At 56.5% G+C, this 19,484-nt stretch carries 16 protein-coding genes; 9 read left to right on the top strand and 7 right to left on the bottom strand.

Annotated features, from left to right (window positions below):
* The first annotated feature begins 1 nt into the window (after window position 1).
* From KF784_01450 to KF784_01430, 5 genes are all read left to right on the top strand, one after another.
* Entirely contained in the window at window positions 2-3,442 is a 3,441-nt protein-coding gene (locus KF784_01450) for an efflux RND transporter permease subunit (GenBank protein MBX3117701.1), read from the top strand.
* A 165-nt stretch (window positions 3,443-3,607) separates the two neighbouring features.
* Window positions 3,608-4,180 carry a DUF4339 domain-containing protein gene (locus KF784_01445; GenBank protein MBX3117700.1) on the top strand — a complete coding sequence of 191 codons (573 nt, stop codon included), beginning with the start codon at window positions 3,608-3,610 and terminating at the stop codon, window positions 4,178-4,180.
* Window positions 4,181-4,253: 73 nt separating this feature from the next.
* Window positions 4,254-4,790 carry a peptidylprolyl isomerase gene (locus tag KF784_01440; protein MBX3117699.1) on the top strand — a complete coding sequence of 179 codons (537 nt, stop codon included), beginning with the start codon at window positions 4,254-4,256 and terminating at the stop codon, window positions 4,788-4,790.
* A gap of 101 nt (window positions 4,791-4,891) precedes the next feature.
* A complete protein-coding gene (locus KF784_01435; protein MBX3117698.1) occupies window positions 4,892-5,842 on the top strand; it encodes an ABC transporter permease in 951 nt (316 codons plus the stop codon).
* On the top strand, window positions 5,839-6,651 hold the full coding sequence (locus KF784_01430) for an ABC transporter permease (GenBank protein ID MBX3117697.1): 813 nt from the start codon (window positions 5,839-5,841) through the stop codon (window positions 6,649-6,651). The genes KF784_01435 and KF784_01430 overlap by 4 nt, the downstream gene beginning before the upstream one ends.
* Window positions 6,652-6,749: 98 nt before the next feature.
* Here the strand turns inward: KF784_01430 and KF784_01425 are convergent, their stop codons facing one another.
* The 3 genes from KF784_01425 to KF784_01415 form a co-directional block, all read right to left on the bottom strand.
* Complete coding sequence (locus KF784_01425) at window positions 6,750-7,496, bottom strand: hypothetical protein (protein MBX3117696.1); 747 nt, start codon at window positions 7,494-7,496, stop codon at window positions 6,750-6,752.
* On the bottom strand, window positions 7,493-8,056 hold the full coding sequence (locus tag KF784_01420; GenBank protein MBX3117695.1) for a sigma-70 family RNA polymerase sigma factor: 564 nt from the start codon (window positions 8,054-8,056) through the stop codon (window positions 7,493-7,495). Before KF784_01420 ends, KF784_01425 begins: the two co-directional genes overlap by 4 nt.
* A 126-nt stretch (window positions 8,057-8,182) precedes the next feature.
* Window positions 8,183-8,992, bottom strand: coding sequence for a hypothetical protein (locus tag KF784_01415; GenBank protein MBX3117694.1), 810 nt, complete (start codon window positions 8,990-8,992; stop codon window positions 8,183-8,185).
* A gap of 144 nt (window positions 8,993-9,136) precedes the next feature.
* Here KF784_01415 and KF784_01410 point away from each other — a divergent pair, with 144 nt between their 5' ends.
* A complete protein-coding gene (locus KF784_01410) occupies window positions 9,137-9,796 on the top strand; it encodes a DUF2461 domain-containing protein (protein MBX3117693.1) in 660 nt (219 codons plus the stop codon).
* A 196-nt stretch (window positions 9,797-9,992) separates the two neighbouring features.
* Here the strand turns inward: KF784_01410 and KF784_01405 are convergent, their stop codons facing one another.
* From KF784_01405 to KF784_01390, 4 genes are all read right to left on the bottom strand, one after another.
* The gene (locus KF784_01405; protein ID MBX3117692.1) at window positions 9,993-11,153 is read right to left on the bottom strand and encodes a CofH family radical SAM protein; all 1,161 of its coding nucleotides are present in this window, start codon (window positions 11,151-11,153) and stop codon (window positions 9,993-9,995) included.
* A 37-nt stretch (window positions 11,154-11,190) separates the two neighbouring features.
* Window positions 11,191-12,441 (bottom strand): adenylate/guanylate cyclase domain-containing protein, encoded by a 1,251-nt coding sequence (locus KF784_01400; GenBank protein MBX3117691.1) that lies wholly within the window; start codon window positions 12,439-12,441, stop codon window positions 11,191-11,193.
* Between the two features lie 104 nt (window positions 12,442-12,545).
* Entirely contained in the window at window positions 12,546-13,037 is a 492-nt protein-coding gene (locus KF784_01395; protein ID MBX3117690.1) for a hypothetical protein, read from the bottom strand.
* A 269-nt stretch (window positions 13,038-13,306) separates the two neighbouring features.
* Window positions 13,307-14,572 carry a hypothetical protein gene (locus KF784_01390; GenBank protein MBX3117689.1) on the bottom strand — a complete coding sequence of 422 codons (1,266 nt, stop codon included), beginning with the start codon at window positions 14,570-14,572 and terminating at the stop codon, window positions 13,307-13,309.
* Between the two features lie 721 nt (window positions 14,573-15,293).
* On the opposite strand from KF784_01390, the gene KF784_01385 reads away from it, so the two are divergent.
* From KF784_01385 to KF784_01375, 3 genes are all read left to right on the top strand, one after another.
* The gene (locus KF784_01385) at window positions 15,294-16,820 is read left to right on the top strand and encodes a glutamate--tRNA ligase (protein MBX3117688.1); all 1,527 of its coding nucleotides are present in this window, start codon (window positions 15,294-15,296) and stop codon (window positions 16,818-16,820) included.
* Window positions 16,817-18,223 carry a histidinol dehydrogenase gene (gene hisD, locus KF784_01380; GenBank protein MBX3117687.1) on the top strand — a complete coding sequence of 469 codons (1,407 nt, stop codon included), beginning with the start codon at window positions 16,817-16,819 and terminating at the stop codon, window positions 18,221-18,223. Before KF784_01385 ends, hisD begins: the two co-directional genes overlap by 4 nt.
* Window positions 18,224-18,607: 384 nt before the next feature.
* The gene (locus KF784_01375; GenBank protein MBX3117686.1) at window positions 18,608-19,477 is read left to right on the top strand and encodes an NAD(P)-dependent oxidoreductase; all 870 of its coding nucleotides are present in this window, start codon (window positions 18,608-18,610) and stop codon (window positions 19,475-19,477) included.
* Window positions 19,478-19,484: the final 7 nt, after the last annotated feature.

Below are 19,484 nucleotides of genomic sequence, written 5' to 3'. Positions count from 1 at the left end.
GATGGGTTTAACACGATTAGCCATATCGCGCCCGGTCTTCTTCTTGATGTTGATGCTGTTGGCGATCTTTGGGGGCCTAATCGCATTCACTGGAATGCGAAAAGAGCAAAACCCAGAGGTCAACTTCGGCACCATCACCGTGACCTCCGTCTATCCTGGCGCAGGACCGGAAGAGGTCAATACTCTCGTCTCCAGAAAGATTGAGGAGGCGATGTCCGGTATCGAGGGCATCCTTGAAGTCACCAGCACATCGCAGGAAGGCATCTCCATCGTCGCGGCTCAGTTCGAGTTGGGCACGAATATGGACGAGGCGCTCAACGACGCTCGTGCAAAAGTTGACGCCACCGTTCCGCAACTGCCCCGTGCTGTCGAGAAGCCGACGATCTCCAAGTTCGACTCGGCCTCCGACCCAGTTCTCTTTCTCGCATTCTCTAGCGAATCGATGTCGAGTCGCCAAATGCGCGACCTCGCCGACGATAAGCTCAAAGACCTCTTTGCCCGAATCCCCGGCGTTGCCTCGGCGAGCGTATCCGGCGGTCAGGTTAGGGAGATCCAAATCCAGGTCAAGCGCGACCGACTGGTCGCCTACAAGCTGGGAATCCTCGACGTCGTCAACGCAATCCAAGGTGCGACGCTCAACGTCCCCAGCGGACGTTCGTCGACAGCTGATCGCGAAATCTCTGTTCGTGTGCTCGGTGAGTACAAGACGGTTGAAGAGATTCGCGACACTTCGCTATCGGTTAAGGACCCCAACGCTTTCGGCGGCAAGCCGACCATTGTTCGGCTTGGTGATATCGCCGAGGTAACCGACGGCAGCGTTGAGCGCCGAAACTGGAGGCGATTGGATGGCGGCGATGCCGTCATCATGACGATCCAAAAGTCCAAGGGTGGAAACGCGATTGAGATTGACCAAGGCGCATCCAAGGTCATCGACACCATCGCGACTCAGTATGGAATCAAGACGATCAAGGTCCAAAACCAGGCGACCATCATCGCCGAGTCCCTGCTCGACCTGAACATCGCCCTGTTCTTCGGAATCTTCCTCGTCACCCTCATCGTGTACATCTTCTTGCACGACTGGCGCGGAACGCTGATCGTTGCTATCGCAATCCCGTTGTGTCTTATGGCAGCTTTCCTTGCCATCAAGGCGCTCGGCTTTACGATCAACAACATGACAATGTTGGGGCTGTCGCTCTCGGTTGGTATTCTCGTTGACGACGCTATCGTCGTTCTCGAAAACATCTTCCGGCACTTAAAGATGGGCGAAGAACCGGTGGAAGCCGCGATCAACGGTCGAAACGAAATCGGCCTCGCCGCGATCTCCATCACGCTGGCAGACGTCGTTGTCTTCGTCCCCATCGCGTTCATGGGCGGCGTCGTCGGGCAGTTCTTCAAGCCCCTCGCAGTTACGGTCGTCGCAAGCGTTCTGCTCTCGCTCCTTGTATCGTTCACCGTTACGCCCATGTTGGCCTCACGGTGGTACAAGAAGGGCGAAGACGTGGAGCACCCGAAGGGCGGTTTCGCACGGGCATTCGAAGCGGGCTTCCACAAGTTCGAGAAGTTCTATAGGCGACTTCTTGAATCCGCTTTGAACCATCGTTGGGAAGTCTTCATCGGTGGTTTTGTCGCCCTAATCGGCGTCTTCATGCTCATTGCAGGTAGCTTCGCAGGGAGTAGCTTGTTAGCCATCCAAGGCGCGATTCCGCTCTTTGTGATAAGCGTCTTGATCGGCATTGTCGTGTTTGGGATCAACGCTATCCGGGGCCATGCCAAGGTCAAGCAGATATTGGGTGGATTCGCCTTTGGCGGCGTCTTTATCCTCGCTGCGTTAGCCGGACATGGTTGGGCAGATTGGAAGAAGGAAGCTCTCTTTAAGTTCGCCTTTGCCCCTCCAAGCGATGCTGGACTCGTCTCCGCAAAAATCACGATGGCCCCTGGGTCAAGTCTCAAGCAGACCGAAGCCGTGGTCAAGAGGATCGAAGATGCCGCCCGCAAACACCCGGACACAAAGTACGTTCTCTCAAATGTTGGCGCAAGAAGCGGCGACTTTGTCGGAAACGAAACCGGTCCTGGCTTTGCCGAGGTTCGTGTAACGCTGAACGACCGTTCCGCGATGCTCGATTCCATCATGTTCTGGAAGAAACATGAAGGGAAGCTTCGGTCGCGTTCGGACAACGCCGTTGCCGCCGACCTCCTCGAAGAGATCAAGCGCATCCCCGGCGCAGACGTAACCATCTCGGCTCAAAGCGGTTTTGGATTCGGTGCCCCCATCCAGATGGGGTTTGCTTCCGATGACACCGACAAGCTGCTGAGCACGGTCTCCAAAATCAAAGAAAGGCTCCAACAGGGCGCCATCGCCGGTGTTGTCAGCCCGGATATCAGCTCGAAGCCCGGCAAGCCGGAGCTTCAGGCGATTCCCGACCGGGTCCGCCTCGCGGATTTTGGAATGAGCGTTGCTGATGTCGCGAACTCGATGCGCGTGCTCTACGATGGAAACAACGACACGAAATTCCGCGTCAACGGGCGTGAGTACGACATCCGCGTGATGATGGATATCGGCGATCGCAACGATCCCCATGCAGTGGGATCGGTCCCGATCCGCTTTGTCCAAGGCAACCCGATCTATCTCGATCAGGTCGCCAGTCTTAACGAGGGCATCGGTATCGACAAGATCGATCGCCGAAACAAGGAACAGGAGATTCGGTTAACCGCCGACCTCTTGCCTGGATACGCAGCGGGTTCGGTTCAGACGCAAATCAGCAAGTTGATCGAAGATGAAAAGCTTGTCGCCGACGGTGTGCGCATCAAGCCATTAGGCCAGGCCGACGTTCAGGCTCGTGAAAGCTTGTACCTGTTCACCGCCCTGTTCACAGGGTTTGTACTGGTCTACATGCTGTTGGCATCGTTGTACAACAACATGCTCTACCCTTTCATCATCCAGCTTGCCCAGCCCCAAGCGATGGTCGGAGCGCTTCTGGCCCTCCTGCTTACCGATAAGACCTTGAACATCGTCGGGTTTATCGGAATCATCGCTCTCGTTGGTCTTGTTGGAAAGAATGCGATCCTCCTCGTGGACTATACAAATACGCTCCGCGGAAGAGGAAAGAGCAGGCGAGACGCGCTTCTTGAAGCGGGCCCAACGCGTTTGCGTCCAATCATGATGACGTCGCTCGCGTTGGTGTTGGGAATGCTTCCAGTCGCGCTCGCCATCGGGCGAGGCTCGGAGTTCCGAGAGACGATTGGTATCACGATTATCGGGGGAATCAGTTTGTCAACGATCTTGACACTCCTGATCATCCCATGTTCGTACACCATCGTCGATGACATCTTCCTCGCCCTTTCCGGTCGCAAACGCCGAGCCGGTGGCGATCAGTTCCCGCCGAGCGATGCGCTCAATGGTGGGGAAGGGGAACAGAGCAATCCAAGCCCCGAGATTGGCTAATCCCCAACTCTCAAAGCAGACAGTGCAGCCGGTGGAAAACCACCGGCTGTACTGCTGTTTGTGGGGCAGGAGTCCCGACAGCTTGGGCCAATCGACCCTGATGGCCCATCGCCAACCCCGATATCGCAACAACTATTGTAGAGTAAGTCCAACGAGGGAGTTTCCTTGGCCGACTGGTACTATATCGGACACTACGGACAGCTAGGACCGCTCACGCTCGACCAAATGGGAGAGCTTGTGCAAGGCGGTGTAATCCAGCGCGAAACTTACGTCTGGCGGACGGGGTTAGCAAGCTGGGATATCGCGGTGAACTCTGATGAACTTGGTTCCTTCTTCCTCACGGTAGACCCCCTTTTCGCCAGTCCCCCACCCCCGCCAACCATGTCGCCTTCGGTTAACGCTGGTGGCGGTTCAACCCAAGACCCGATGCGCTGGACCGGCGCACCCGCTGCACCGCTTGGGTACGCGAACCCCAGCTCAATGGCCCCGTATCCCATCTCATCACCGCCGGGTGGATACCTCGCCGTCCAGAGCGAAAAAAGCCGCGTCGCCGCAGGATTGCTCAACCTCCTCATCCCCGGAGTCGGGCGAATGTATATGGGTTACGCAGCTATCGGTGTGCTGCAGCTTGTTTTCTTTCCGTGCTTCGTGGGTTGGATATGGAGCCTAATCGACGGTATCCTGATTTTGTCCGGCTCGCCGAAGGTCGATGGGTACGGGCGCGTCATGGATCGCTAGGACTTCCACGAGACGTTTAAAGCGCTCCATCGTCTAACGGATATACATGACATCGCGAAGAGTTATTTTCATATTGGCTGCAATTGTCGTCCTCGCGGTGTGGGCGATTGCACAGGCTTACCAGCCCAAACAAGGCGAAACCATCATGGTCGTAGAGGTTGCTGGGCGCGGCACCGTGCATATCAAGCTCCATACCAAGGAAGCGCCGAACACGACTGCCCAAATCATGCGGCTTGCCCAAAACGGCTTCTACAACGGTCAAAGGTTCTTCAAAGTCGATAAGTCGCCAAAGCCTTTCCTCGTCCAGACCGGCGATCCCGCATCCAAGGATGCGTCAAACCTCGATAAGCCCACGATGGGCTCAGGTGGATCGGGCACCAAGGTTGCCTACGAAGACAGCGGTTTTGCGAACCAAGAGGGGTCGGTTGGCCTCTCCACCAAGCCGAATGACCGCGATTCCGGAGACAGCCAGTTCTACATCCTGCTGGGGAACTTCCCGTTCCTCGACGGGAGCTACACGGTCTTTGGAAAGGTGGTTTCGGGAATGGACGTCGTCAAGAAGATCGAACGTGGAGACGTCATCTCCTCAGTCAAGATCGTTAAGGGCTGACGGTATCGCCAAGCACAAACTTTTGCAAACAAACCGGCTATAGGCCGAGTTTAGCCTGTTGCCCGTGAACCTGGACCGATGCAACGGGTAATGTATTCGCCGTGCGGCTTGCCAAGGCCATTCTGCTACGGTTCCTCTTCGGGCTCCTCAGCCTGCTTTTTATCTCGTTTGTCGCCTTCATGGCGGACGAGATTGCTCCTGGTGACCAAGCAACCGTCATGGCAGGAGAAAAAGCCACTCAAGAACGGGTGATGGAGCTGCGTGAAAGACTCGGCCTGAACGACCCGGTGCTGATCCGATACGGACGGTTTCTGAACAACCTCGCCCACCTCGACTTTGGAAACAGCTATTACGGCACCAAGGAGCCGGTGATTGACCGCATTAAGCAAACCTTGCCGATGACGCTCATGCTCGCCGTGATCGCCATCCTGCTGTCTGCGGTCATTGGCATCGCGCTTGGCACACTTGCCGCCGTATATGAAAACCGAGCCGCTGACCGGAGCGTCCTCATCCTCAGCACGATAGGGGTAACTCTGCCTAATTTTGTGCTTGGTCCGCTGCTCGTCATCGTCTTTTCACTCTGGCTCGACCGTTTGCCGCAGAACTGGGAGTTGAACCGAGTCGGCTCGGATTTCGAATATCTCATCCTTCCTGTGATCGTTCTTGCCGCCCGCCCAATGGCCCTTCTAACGCGACTCACCCGCGCGAGCATGGTTGAGACCATGAAGCAGGAGTTCATCCGCACCGCCATCGCGAAAGGCGTCCGTCCCCTCACGCTCATCATTAAGCACGCCCTGCGCAACGCCATCCTCCCCGTCATCACCGCCATCGGCACGACGTTTGGATTTCTACTCACCGGCTCGTTTGTCGTAGAGCGATTCTTCACGATCCCTGGCCTGGGATCAACCGCCATCGAAGCGATCCGTTCGGGAGATGCGCCCGTCGTTCAAGCAACTGTACTCATCGCCGGCCTCATGTTTATTACCGTTAATCTGATTGTCGATATCCTTCTGCCAATCCTTGATCCGCGCATTCGGGAGAGCCAAGTATGAAGCAGAAACACAAGTTCGACTTTCTATTTTGGATTGGCGCAATCTTCCTGTTGGCGCTGGTTGTCTTCTGCTTTGTCTATCCCTACATCGGCCCGCCCGTGGCAAAGAGGGTTGCCGATCCATTTCTTGGGGCTGGAGGCAAGCACCTGCTTGGCACGGACGAGCAAGGGTTCGACATCCTTGTCCGCATAGCCCACGGCGGCAGAACTTCGCTTCTTATCGGCTTCGTCGTCCAATCGATCAGCGTTTTCTTTGGTGTCTTCCTCGGCGCTGCCGGAGTCTTCGCTCCTAAATGGTTGAGAGTGCCGGTGTTGCGATTCATCGACGGCATGTTCGCTTTCCCAGACATTCTCCTCGCCATTATGATTATTGGCTTCTGGGGTCCTGGCGTCCTCCCAGTGGTGATTGCATTGTCCATCACCTCTTGGCCCGCCGTAGCGCGCCTCGTCGTGGCCCAAGTGGCAAGCCTTAAGGATCGGGAGTTTGTCGTCGCTGCGCAAGCCCAGGGCGCCTCCACAACCTATACCGTCGTGAAGCACATCCTCCCGCAGATGGGCGGCATCCTGCTCGCGTATACGATGGTCAGCCTCGCCGGAACCATCCTATCGGAGAGCACTCTCAGCTTCATCGGTATCGGCATCCAAGCCCCTCAACCAAGCTGGGGCGGCATGATTGAAGCGGCGCGCCAACAGATGAGCTCCTACCCACTCATGTTGCTTTGGCCATGCGCATTTCTTAGCGCAACGATCTTCGCGTTGAATTTTGTGGGAGATGGCCTCAGAAGCACCCTCGACCCTCGGTCGAAGTAGCTAATGACCGATAGCCGATCACTGATCTCTGATCTCTGATCTCTGATCTCTGATCTCTGATCTCTGATAGCTGATAGCTGATAGCTGATAGCTGATAGCTAATTATTCGGTCGCAGATCAATCTGCTCAGCCGTAGCCGCAAGATCGAAGGGTGTCTGCTCGCCCATGAGCATCAGCGTGTAGTCCATGTCTTTCCAGGACACACAATTGCGCTGGCCCATCACGCCCGACCGATACTTGGAGTTCTCAACCATCGGCTCCAGGCCCTGCACTTTCTCAACATCGTCGATCAAGAGCAGGTCCATCAATTGCCCGCTGCTGTTGATTCCAAAGATCGCGAACGGGTGCCCGCGGTACGTGCCGCTGGTCGCTCCGATCACCTGCAAACTTCCAAAGCTAAGGAACGGTGGCTTGCGGCGATTCGCCGGAATCCACTTCTGCAATTCTTCCGAATCGCCCGTCGAGGGCTGGCTGCTCGGGCCTACGCCCGCCATAATCCGCGCAAGCTCACCCGTTCGGACTTCGCTGCCGTCGGTGCGGTTCATCCATGCGCCACCAATCATCAGGACAAAGATGCTGGCGCACAGGCCCCACGCATAGCGGGTAACGAATCGCTCGACACGCCGCTTCTGCTCCATCTCCTTGAGACGGCCCTGGCATTTTGTCCAAGTGCTATCGCAGGAGGGTGTCGGCAATTTCGAACGGAGAACCCCTTTCAGAGCTTGAACAGACTCAAACTCCTTGCGGCTCGTGTCGCAGGTCTTCAGGCGCTGCTCGGCCTGCGCCTTCTCTTCGGCGCTTAATTCTCCGTCGGCTAATGCATGGATGTCGAGCCATTCGCTCATTCGTTAATTTCCTCTTTCAAATACCCTTCAACACGGGCATATGCTTCTAAGGATTTGCGGAGCAAAGCTCGGCCCCGGGCCAAGCGAGATCGAACCGTTCCAATCGGAACGTTCGTGGCATCCGCAATCTCCTGGTAACTCATACCTTCAATATCGCTTAAGATCACCGCTAGTCGAAAGTCTTCCGGCACTTTTGCCAGGGCTTCCTCTACTTCGGCGCCGACCAACTCATCGAAAACCTGCCTATCCGTAAGATAGGCCTCTTCCGCAACCGGTTCCAAAACCCCGTCTTCATCGATCGATGAAACCAGCGGTCCACGTTGGCGTTGTCGATACCGGTTGATATAAAGGTTGGTTAATATTCGTAACAACCAAGCCTTGAAGTTCGTTCCGTCGAATCGGTCGTATGCATCGAACGCTCGGACGATCGCCTCTTGGGCCAGGTCTTCGGCGTCTTCTTTGGAGCGCGTCAGACGCAACGCCGTACCGAAGACGGAAGGGAACACACGTTCCGCTTCACGCTCGAACTGGTCGCGTTTGCTGCGCTTGGAGAAGAGCATGGCGGTCGGATTGTACCTTCGGCAGGTTCAACCGGGAAGAAGTTAGGAGAGTTCCGAGAGGATGGCTTGATACCCAAAAACCCAGTAATTGTAGAGGGCGGACCCGCCCTCTACAATCGAGGCAAGTTATTTTAGAACGGTCTTAGTAGAGATCTTGCTGACCATATTCATACCACTGAAGGCTACGGTCGCGTCGCCCGTCATTGTCGATTCGTGAATGATGCCGGTAGCCACTTCAACCACCGCACCGGCGGTGCCCTTGAGCGTCATCGACATATTGTTCTGACCTTCGCCCATAGTCACCGTTCCATTGATCACCGCCGTAATGTTGGCGACTCTTTTGCCGGCCTTCGTGCCAAAGCTCTTAAGCGTGTACTTAACTGGGATGCGGCCCTTTACCTGCGGCGCTTGAGCGCCTCCACCCATACCACCCATCGCATTCTTGAGGTCAATATCAACCGTCCAAGTTGAGCCAACGCCCACTGCTTCTGCCGGGAAGGTCATTCCTAAAAATCCGCCGGGACCGATGCCCGCCATCGGACCGCCAGGCTGTGACGACGATCCGGAAAGCTGCGCGCCGCGTGCGTCATATTTTGCGGTCTGCGTCGTCTCTCGCTTCTTTCCCTGCTGCGTCATCGAAGTTGTCGTTTTGGCAGTAAAGCCCTTTGCAGAGGCCTCCGATATCACGATCGCCTGAGTGGCGTCGATGTTCATCGTTCCACCTTGAGCGCCGTTTCGAGCGCCGCCCATCCCATCCGAAGTCACCTTCGCTGTCGTGGTGTAGGTCAACTTCTGTCCGTTCTTAAAGTTGAACCGTAGGGTGACCTTGCTCTGTGCCGCGATGGCAAAGACGGCAACGCCTGCCATCAAAGTGGTAGCGATCAAGAGGGCGCCCGCGCGTGTGCGCGCTGAGCGTGCAGAGTTTGTCCGAGTCATACCGCTATTTTACGTGCATCGGTATGGGCCGTTGCAAATCGGCAGGATAAACGGCAATTCGGTCTAGCGACGAACATCCAATTGGCTAAGGATTACGGCAAAATAGGAGCAACATTCAGATGGAATCGAGATCGGGAGAAGCAGATGTTAGGCAAAGAATACGTCGATTTTTTCAAAGAGCTAGAGGCCGACAATAGCAAAGAATGGTTCGAAAAGAACAAAAAAAGGTTTGAGAAAGTCGTCAAAGGCCCGTTCGAGGAGTTCGTCGCCGAGGTGATCACCCAAGTCCAGAAGCATGACAAGGCTGTACAACTCCTGCCCAAGGACGCCATCTTCCGCATTTACCGCGATGTGCGATTTTCAAAGGACAAAACGCCGTACAAGACATTCATGGCGGCGGTCGTCTCCCCCGGAGGCCGCAAAGACCTCCAAAACCCTGGCATTTACATGCAGTGCTCCCACAAAACGCTCGCCATCGCGGGAGGCGTTTACGAATGCGATCCCGAGACGATGATTAAGATTCGGCGCGCGATCATGGCTGACCCCAAAACCTTCCACAAAGTCACGGAAGCGAAGGAGTTCGTGGAGAAGTTTGGTGAAATCCAGGGAGACCGAAACAAGGTTCTGCCCGAAGAGTTCAAAGCCGCTGCTGCTGCCGAGCCCTACGTCGCGAATAAGCAATGGTATTTCTGGGTGGAACTGCCCGAGAAAGTCGTCTCAAGTCCGAAGATCGTCGACACGGTCATGGAACACTGGCACGTCGCCCGACCCGTAAACGAATACTTCGCGAAGATAATGAAGTAGGTGCATCAATCCCCCTCTCTCACGCACGCCGAAGGCTGAGTGGGCAGGGGGAGGGAGGAATCCACTCCACCATCAGTACGCCACCTCAATCCTCAGAAAATGGGGTCCGGATCACGGATCTCCGATCTCTGATCTCCGATAGCGGATAGCCGATAGCGGATAGCCGATAGCCGATAGCTGATAGCCAATCGCTCCCCTACGCCATCGGCAAAGCCGTAAACCGCTGCTTCCCAGTCGCCGCCTCTTCACCTTCACGCTTGATCTCGTGATAGAGTGAATCCCGCTCGACCGGCGTTCGCCCAACCTCAAGGATCATCTCCTTCATTCCAGCAACCGTCAACACCTGATTCTTGTTGCCGTGCTCGCCGTCCTTGTAGGTGATTTCGTATTCGTGAACCGTGCCATCCGCATCGTCGGCGCCATACCAAAGCGCCATCTGCGTGACCGGAATGCTGTTCATAATCCAGAAACTCTTCACGTGCTCAAAGTTATCGAGCATCAACCGGGTCACGGCGATGTTGCGCAGATCGCAGTCGGCGGTGGGGTGGGCGATATGCTCAAGTTCCGTGTTCTCGGGGTGGAAACTCAACGGAGTCATGGTCAGGAAGTGCTTGGTCTCATCCTGAAGCTCGCGTAGCTGAATCAAGTGATCCACGCGCTCCTCGTTGGTCTCGATGTGCCCGTAAAGCATCGTCGCATATTGCTTTAATCCGAGCTTGGCTGCGGCCCGGGCAACCTCTTTCCACTCCTCACCATTGAGCTTTTTGCCGAACAACTCACTGTGAACGCGGTCGCTCAAAACCTCGATGCCGCCACCGGGAAGGGAGTCCAAGCCAGCTTCGATGAGATCGGCGAGCGCTTGGTCAATGGTCGTTTTCCCAACCCGCGCAATCTCCACAATCTCAACCGCCGTAAACGCCTTCACGTGAACACCGGGGATCGCCTCTTTGACGACCTTCACAAGGTCCATGTAGTACTGATAGGGCAGTCGTGGGTTGATCCCGCCAACCATGTGGACCTCAGTAATCTCCACATCTCTGTGCCATTCGAGACGGCGCTTGACCTCCTCGATGCTCATTTCGTAGGGGTCGGGTCCACCCTTCTTGGCGTAAAAGCTGCAGAACTTGCAGAACTTGTTACAGATATTCGTGTAGTTGATGTGCTGGTTGCGCACCCAATACGTGTTCTTGCCGTGCAACCGCTCACGCACGATATTGGCCATGTAGCCGACACCCGTCAGGTTGGGGGTCTCATAAAGACGCATCCCGTCCTCAAACGAGAGTCGTTTGCCCTCATCTACCTTGCGGTAGATGTCCATCAGGTCGGTCCCGACGATGCGTTCTGCATTTGCTGACATGGTTATCCTCTACCTACGCAGAATACCTCCGCGCAGTTCAAACCGCTGGGCTTTCGTCGCTCGAAGGGAGGGTAGGCGCAGGTGGCGGAGTAGCGATTACCGTGTTCGGCGTCACTGTCTTCGGCTGCCAAACTCTTGCCCGTATATTCTCAACCGTAATCTCATCCAGCCCCACCGATAGTGGCCCGCCCGGCAAGCTCTGCGTCGCTTCCACACTGACCGCGATCCCGCCAATCGGGCACTGCTTCTGCAAATGCGCAGCAACATCGATGACGTGGGCAAAGTTCACTTTGGTCACGTCCTGCCCCGGCGGAACGTTGACCGTACCAACGTGAATGCCTGCCCGAAGCGTGATCGGAACGCCGATCCGATTCCTAAAAGTATTCAGCTCCACAAGCCCAGCTTGAATGTAGCGAGCCGCCGCAAAAGCCTGGTGCGGATGGTCAAAAGCGCAAGTCACTCCGTCACCCGCAGTTGAGTGCACCGTGCCCCGATACCGCTTGCACGCCATGTCCACAAACTTGTGATACTCAGTGAACGTAAACTCCACACTCAAAGGGTCTGCCGACTCTTTCATCTTCGTCGAGCCTGCGATGTCGAGGCTCAAAAATGCCATCGACTGGTCGCCGGTGCGCAAACGCTCTTGAATCTCGTGCAGTTGATGAAGAAGTTCTTGCCGCTCTTGTTGAGGGTCCTTAAGGCCGAATTTGTTCCGGTTGGTAGAGACAATTGACTGCAGCGTAAGCCCACCGAGCGCCCCAATCAGGATGTATGGCACCAGAACGATGGAGTCGAAATAGCGTGGAGCCTGAAAGATAAACGAAAACAGCGAACCGGCGATAAACATCGACGCGCCGAGCAACGCTCCCGAGATCGCCCCCGCCCGCTTATCTTTGCTTACCGCGACATTCCACATCCCCAAGCCCAAGGCAAGGAGACTGGCAATGCCCCAAATGGAGTACTGATCGCCCCACTTTGTGCCGATGGTGCCGAACAGCCCCATCATCGAACCGATCGAACTGGCGAGGACGTTGCGGCGGGTGTCGGGCTCAAGCGCCTGGAAGGAGTTACGAAACTGCTGGACGAGGTTGGGCTTTTTGCCCTCGGGCAATCGCTGCACCGCTAAGCGCACGTACTCGACTGGGATGCCCGATGCCTCAGAAACCGCCTGGATCGCGGCATCGTCAAGGTCGCCTCCGTGAACGTCACGCAAGCGCTCCGCTAGCAGGATCATCTCTTGAACCTGCCCGCGGTCGGAATCTTCGGTTTGCTTTAGATCAGCGTCCAATCAACCCCACCTGTCTCGCTGTCGGCGATGCAACCTCATTGTACTCACGCAGGAGGGTAAAGATTGAGTTGCACTCAATCCTTCAAATGCGCCGAATCGCCTACTTAAAGCCCGCAGCCGTTGGGTGGAGGAGGCGGAGGAAGGTTTTGAGGCGTGATGACGATACTTGTCGCCATGGGGGTCATGAAGCCTGGATTGTAGGTCGGCAAGGGTGCGCTGCAAGTTGTATCCAGCGTTGTGTAGCGTTTCGTGTTGTACGAAAACTGCTTGAAATAGCCGATGGGAATCGAGCTGTTGATAATGTGAAAACGGGTCGGAGTCCCCAGTCCGGTTAGGTCAACGCTGAAATTTCCGGTCGAGTTCGTGGTCGCAACTTTGAGAACGCTACCGCCCGCGTCTCTAATTTCAACTTTGACGTTGGCAAGGCCGTTGAGCGTGTCCTGTCTTACAACGCGCCCAGTGTAGCCGCTGGTGGTGCCGGTGCCTCCGCCGTTGCCACCGTTTGAACTGCCACCGCCACCGCCTCCTCCGCAACCCGCGAAGAGAATGATGGTTGCCGCAATCGAAATGAAAAGCGTGATGAGCTTGGAGTTCATGTTTATCCTTGTTAGTATGACCGGGCAGGATACCCAACGGGTTCGATAATCTTGAGCTGAACCTTCGATTGGGGACCCAAATCCGGCGCTGGTTCCAATGAGGCATACATTTGGAATATCCCAATGCCCCGCCCTCACCAGTGCCCCTTGACGTGAGAGGGGGCAGGGGAGAGGGTGACGATCAGCACAGGCTTGCAGGGAACTGGGCATCCTTGCGCGTCCTGCGATTGTAGTGCGGGCATCTCACCTGCATTATCTGACGATCCCACCTACCGCACACCACCAGCTTCCTCAATCAGCCGCATCGCAGGAAGGCTCACAAAGATTTGGCTGTGGAACTGCTCACCCCATGACAAAGGCGTCACATCCCGATACTCGTGCATCCAGTCCTCCCCATATCCTGGATGGAGCTGCTTGCGCAGGGATGCTCGGACGTTGGGATCGGCCCCGTGCTTCAGCAAAAGCTCGGTGAACGGCGCGACCTGCGGAAGTTTGTTATGATTCATCCAGAAGTTCGGCTGAGAGACCACGGTCGAAAAAAGAGCCGTATGCCCGCCAAACCCTTCGGCATCGACGGCGGCTGGCGTGTTGACATCCGCGCCCTTCGACAGCAGCCATAGGGCGATCTCCATCTCGTCGTAATCGACACACATATGCAGCAGTGTCGTCCCAGCTAACGGCGTGCCATGCGTGGCAAGAATCTCGTCGTGACAGTCAAGCTCGGGCGGATAGATCTCCTCATGGGAAAACGTCCGTGACAATAGCTGAGGATCGCGGCGTAGGTGCTCTTCGAGAAGGTCGATCCTGCCCCGATGAAGCGCCATCGTGGGCGTGTCGGGAAGCTCCAGGCCGTGCTGAACGTAAAGCTCAAGAATCCGATGCTTTGCCTCAGGCTTGCGGCTGTCGGTTTCGAGCACGACCGATACCGGAGCAATGGGCTTCCCCCTCTCATCCTTGACTTGAGCCCCGAGTTCAAGCATGAGCTCCGTGCCGCTTACACTCAACGTATAGGCTGGCCCGCCGAGAGCATCCTCCGGTGGCTTGGGCTTACCCAGTAGCTCATGAAGTAGCAAAGCGGTGCTAACCCTGCTCTGCAGCGTGGCGCGCCCGATCGCGTGCTCCAGATCGGTCGCGCCCATCGAATGGAGCAGCTTGATAATCTCATCGCGCCCGAGATTCGCCGCGTAGGACAGGGGCGGTCCCCAGTTGCTGTCTCGGATCGTGGCGTGTTCGTGGATCAGGCGAGGGTGCTCGGTCACAAGCCTGCGCACCGTGCGAATGTCGTCGTTCCAGATAGCGTCGATCAGATGACACGCGAGCGTAAGCCGATGCCAGCTTGGCGCTTGGTACATTCGGGCAAGCACAAGCTGAGCGTCGGCGAGCTTGACGGAAGCCGGATCGATGGGATCGGGATGATGGGTTTGAAGCTCTTCCAGGGCTTGAGGATCGCCGCGCTTGATTTGGCGGAGAAGATCTTTAGCCTGATGCTTGAGCTGTGTAAGACTGGGCCGAACTGGCAGATCGCGATATGACATAACGAAGCCTCCTTAGCTGTGCCCGTGGTCCGCTGGCATCGGGCTAGGAGGTTCGCTGTGAACCTTGCTTTCGAAACCCATGAAACAGGTGGACTCGGTCCTTCCCGCGGACGGGAGGCGTCCTGCGCGCCTGCTTTCATTATAACAATCTCCGCACAATTATAGAAATCCCTTCTCCCTTCATGGGAGAGGATGACGATGCGCGCAGCCTGCTGTGAGCCGGACTCCCTGTCTAAAGCTCGCAGTCCTTGATCTTCAGACCACGCAGCCCAATCACCCCCACCCCGTTCGCTTCGCTCACGGACCTCCCCCCTCAATGGGGAGGAACGCCAATCAGTTGATACAGGAATCCCCTCTCCCTTGATGGGAGAGGGGCAAGGGGAGAGGGTGGCGAACGCCGGAGTCGATGACATCCAGCAACACCCATTCTTTAATCCCTTTGCAAGGGGAAAGGGAATCAGACTGTCCCAGGTCCAAACTCAGAGGCTCCTACAGCTACGGACACTCCGCACTGCGAACGGGCGCTCCCAATTGTGTCGCAGGCATCTTGCCTGCACCAGCCGGGACTGCCCCCCCCCAGCCAAGCACCCCGTTTTCCATGCCTCCACCCTCCCAAAGGGTGGAGGCTACACATCTGCAAGGGACGCCAAGGAACCCCCGCCCTGCCGAGTGCCCCGCAGTCCTCTCGCTCGCCCCAGGCTCAAAGGTAACCTATACGTCTATGTCCGTACGCGTTCGCTACGCCCCATCACCCACCGGATCCCCCCACGTGGGCAACATCCGAACAGCGCTGTTTTGCCACCTCTTCGCCAAGCATCACGGCGGACAGATGATGCTGCGCATCGAAGACACCGACCGAACGCGCTACGTCCCCGGTTGCGAAGAGGAGATTGAAGAGAGCATTCGATGGATGGGAATCGAATGGCACGAGGGCCCCGACAAGGGGGGGCCGTTCGGACCGTACCGGCAAAGCGAAAGGAAAGAGTTAGGAATTTACGATAAATACTCACAAATCCTTCTCGATCAAGGCAACGCGTATTGGGCTTTCGACACCTCGGAAGAGCTGACTGAGATGCGCGAATTCCAGCAGATCAACAAGCAGCCCATCGGCTACTTTGGAGGGATTTGGCGAGACGCAACCCCCGCCCAAGTCGAAGAAGCAAAGGCTGCCGGAAAGCCTGGGGTGATCCGCCTCAAAATGCCACGAGGCAAAAAGCTGGTGATCCAGGACGCCATTCGTAAACGAATCGAGTTCGACGCCGAAGAAGTGGACGATCCCGTGCTGATCAAAGCCGACGGCATGCCGACTTATCACTTCGCCGCAATGGTCGATGACCACCTGATGGAAACGACCCATATCATCCGAGGCGAAGAGTGGATCAGCTCAGCACCCAAGCACGTCTGGCTGTTCGAGGCGTTCGGATGGACGCCGCCCGAATTCGTCCACGTCCCCGTCATCAAAGGCAAGGACGGCGCCAAGCTCAGCAAACGGCACGGCGATACACGCTGTCTTGACTACCGTGCCGCAGGCTATCTGCCCGGCGCATTGGCGAACTTTATTGCTCTTATCGGTTGGGCCCCCGGAGGCGACCGCGAACTGATGTCGATGGATGAGATGGCGGAAGCGTTCGACCTGGATGGCCTGCAGCCCTCACCAGGTGTCTTCGACCCCGACAAGCTCAAATGGATGAACGGAAACTACATTCGCCAAATGTCACCGACCTTGCTCGTGAAGGAGGTTGCCGACTACGCATCAAGTCCGGAATCGGCAGAGTATTGGGCAGCGGAAGCGCGCGCCGAAGAGAAGACCGGAGCTGCTCTCAAGCTTTTGGCGAAGGCAGCACGCGAGGATGAGACACTTGTGTCGGAGGCGATCACGCTGGAGCAAGAGCGTGTCACGACCCTTGCCGAATTCGGCGAAGCGTGTCAGTTTTTTCTGGTTGAAGAGCCAGAGATGGACGAAAAATCTGTGGAGAAGTGGTTTGGGCAGGAGCATGTCCCCGCACTGTTCGATAATCTAAAGGCGTTTCTCGATAACAAGAAAGAGATTTCTGTAGAAGAGTGCGAGACTTTCCTAAGAAATCAAGCTGAAGTCCTCGGACAAGAGAAACTTGGCCCTATCGTCCACCCCACCCGCGTTGCCCTCACCGGCAAAACCGTCGGCCCCGGACTGTTCGAACTGATGAGCGTGCTCGGGCCGGACCGGATGATCCGACGCATCGACCGCGCGCTCGGGATGCTGGGATGAGCCTCTGTCGTGTGATCGTCTACGATACGTCCGACAGAACTACCTTCCACGAGTACGCCCGTGCGCGGATCGCTCTTTCCCGAAGGGGACTGGACCGGAGCTTTGCCGAATCCAAAGCCGTCGCCAAGATCATCGAAGACGTTCGTATAAACGGTCTTTGGGCCGTGTGGAAGTACACCCGCAGATTTGATGCCCCAAAACTCCGTATCCGAGATCTGGTCGTTACCGAGAAAGAGATCAAGAACGCTGTGGTTTCTAAAGAACACCACGCCGCCATCGTCCACAGCATTGAGCGAGTGCGCGAATTTCATGAAGCGCAGTTGAAAGCTCTGACGAAAGGCTGGCAAAAATCTGGCGAACACATCTATGAGTGGCGCATGCCCGCGCGTCACGGCGCAAACGACACAGGCTATGAGGGGCAAAGGCTTGTTCCCATCGAGAAAATCGGCGTTTACGCACCGGGCGGAAAGGCGAGCTACCCAAGCTCGGTGATCATGAACGCAGTCCCCGCTCTGGCAGTGGGAGCAAAGGAGATCAGGATCGCCACGCCCCCGCTCGCAGACGGATCTCTGCACCCCGCGATCCTGATCGCCGCGCGCGAGCTGGGCATCAGCCAGATTATCAAGTCGGGCGGCGCAGCCGCAGTCGCTATCCTGGCGCACGGCGACAACTCCGCCTACACCGAGCGCGGCGTTCCAAAGAACACAGGCGATCTGTGGCACGCGGTCGACAAGATCGTGGGGCCTGGAAACAAGTGGGTGAATGAAGCCAAGCGTCAGCTTTGGGGGCTTGTCGGGTTCGACACTTACGCAGGCCCAAGCGAGGTCGCAGTAGTCGCAGACGAAACCGCAAATCCAGCTTGGGCGGCGGCAGACTGGCTTTCTCAGGTTGAACACGCGGAAGATAACTTCGGAGTGCTCGTTACTTGGAGCAAGGATGTCGCAAACGCGATCCTAGCCGAGGCTGAGAAGCAGCTGAAAGGTTCTCCTCGCGAGCAGGTGATGCGAACCGCTCTGAAGGATCATGGCATCGTCATCATCGACGAGTCGCGGCAGATGGCGCTCAATACAGCGAGTAGCCTTGCCGCCGAGCACCTGACCCTAATGGTGGAGAACCCGGAGGAGGCATTGCAGTCGATCGAACATTCGGGCTGCATCCTGCTCGGCAGCTATACACCTCAGTCGGCAGGCGACTTCTGCTCTGGCCCTTCCCACACCCTGCCTACGTCGATGGCAGCGCGTTTTGGCTCCCCGTTGAATGTGATGGAGTTTCTCAGATTCCAGAGCATCAGCCGCCTCACTCGCGAGGACTTGAAGGAACTGTTGCCGACCATCGAAGCGTTCGGCGAAATGGAAGGCTTCCCTCAGCATGCCCGTGGGGCAAGCATTCGGTTTGAAGAGTGACTCAGTTCTATTTTTTGGGTTTTGGAATCTGGAGTTAGCAATGCGCCCATCCCTCCGTCGCTTGCGATGGAGGGTCTTTATTGGGTTTGCAGTCGTCACCCTGTCGCCTGCGATAGAGGGTCTGAAAGCACTTCCGATCGTGGCACGGGCGTCTCGCCCGTGTGTCCCATGACCGTCTCGGTCATGGATTCCGGCGCTCGCGGTTACCTGACGTGCCGCCTGGATGCGTTTTTACTCATTGCACATCAGCACAACATGACAACTCCTCTGCGTGAAACTCCCAGCAAGACTCCACAAAACGCGACTCAAGGCAGTGACCGCAGAACCACAAAGGTAGATCTGCCCATTCGGTAAATCACCCGCCGCATCCGCCAAAATAACCGCATGACCCGAATCGGATTTATCGGCCTTGGCGTGATGGGTGGACCCATGGCAGGGCACTTGCTCAAGGCTGGTCACGACGTCACCGTTTGGGCAAGAACGCCTGCAAAGGCCAAGCCACTCGCCGACCAAGGGGCGGCCATTGCCGAATCCCTTGAAGAGCTTGCCAAGGCATGCGATATCGTGATTCTGTGCGTCACAAAGTCCGAAGATGTTCATGATATCTGTTCAAAACTTGCACATAACATGCGTCCCGACTCCATAATCGTCGATCATTCCACGATCTCTCCAAAAGCCGCAAAGGACGTGCACGATGAGCTTGAAAAGCACAGCATCGGATTCATTGATGCGCCGATCACCGGCGGAAGCATGGGAGCGCAAAAAGGGACACTAACGATATTTATGGGCGGAAATCCTACACATATCCATCATGTCTTGCCATACGTGCAGGCCTACGCCAAGAGAGCCGAGAGGGTAGGGGATTCGGGTGCGGGCCAGATGATGAAGATGGTCAACCAGATCGCTGTCGGTGGAGCCTTGATCGCCTTGTGCGAAGCCCTGAGCTTTGCCCAAAAAGCTGGGCTCAATCTTGAACAAGCGCGGGAGATGGTCGGCAGCGGTGCGGCGGGAAGCTGGGCGTTCGAAAACTACGGGCCCAAGATTCTGAACAGGGACTGGTCGCCCGGCTTTAGCATTCTCAACCAGACGAAGGACTTTGGCTATTGTGAAGAGGCTGCGAGAGAGATTGGGGCGGCAGTGCCGGGGACAGAGCTTGTAAACAGGCTCCTGCAAGAGATGATCGCCGAGGGGCGGGGACAAGAAACAACATGCGCTTTGTTTGAGAAAATGTTAAGGATGCCCGCGAGCGGCTAAATTATGT

Source organism: Fimbriimonadaceae bacterium (assembly GCA_019638775.1).
Taxonomy (GTDB): domain Bacteria; phylum Armatimonadota; class Fimbriimonadia; order Fimbriimonadales; family Fimbriimonadaceae; genus JAHBTD01.
Note: the sequence above shows the minus strand (reverse complement) of the source record. Positions and strands in the feature narration are given on the sequence as shown.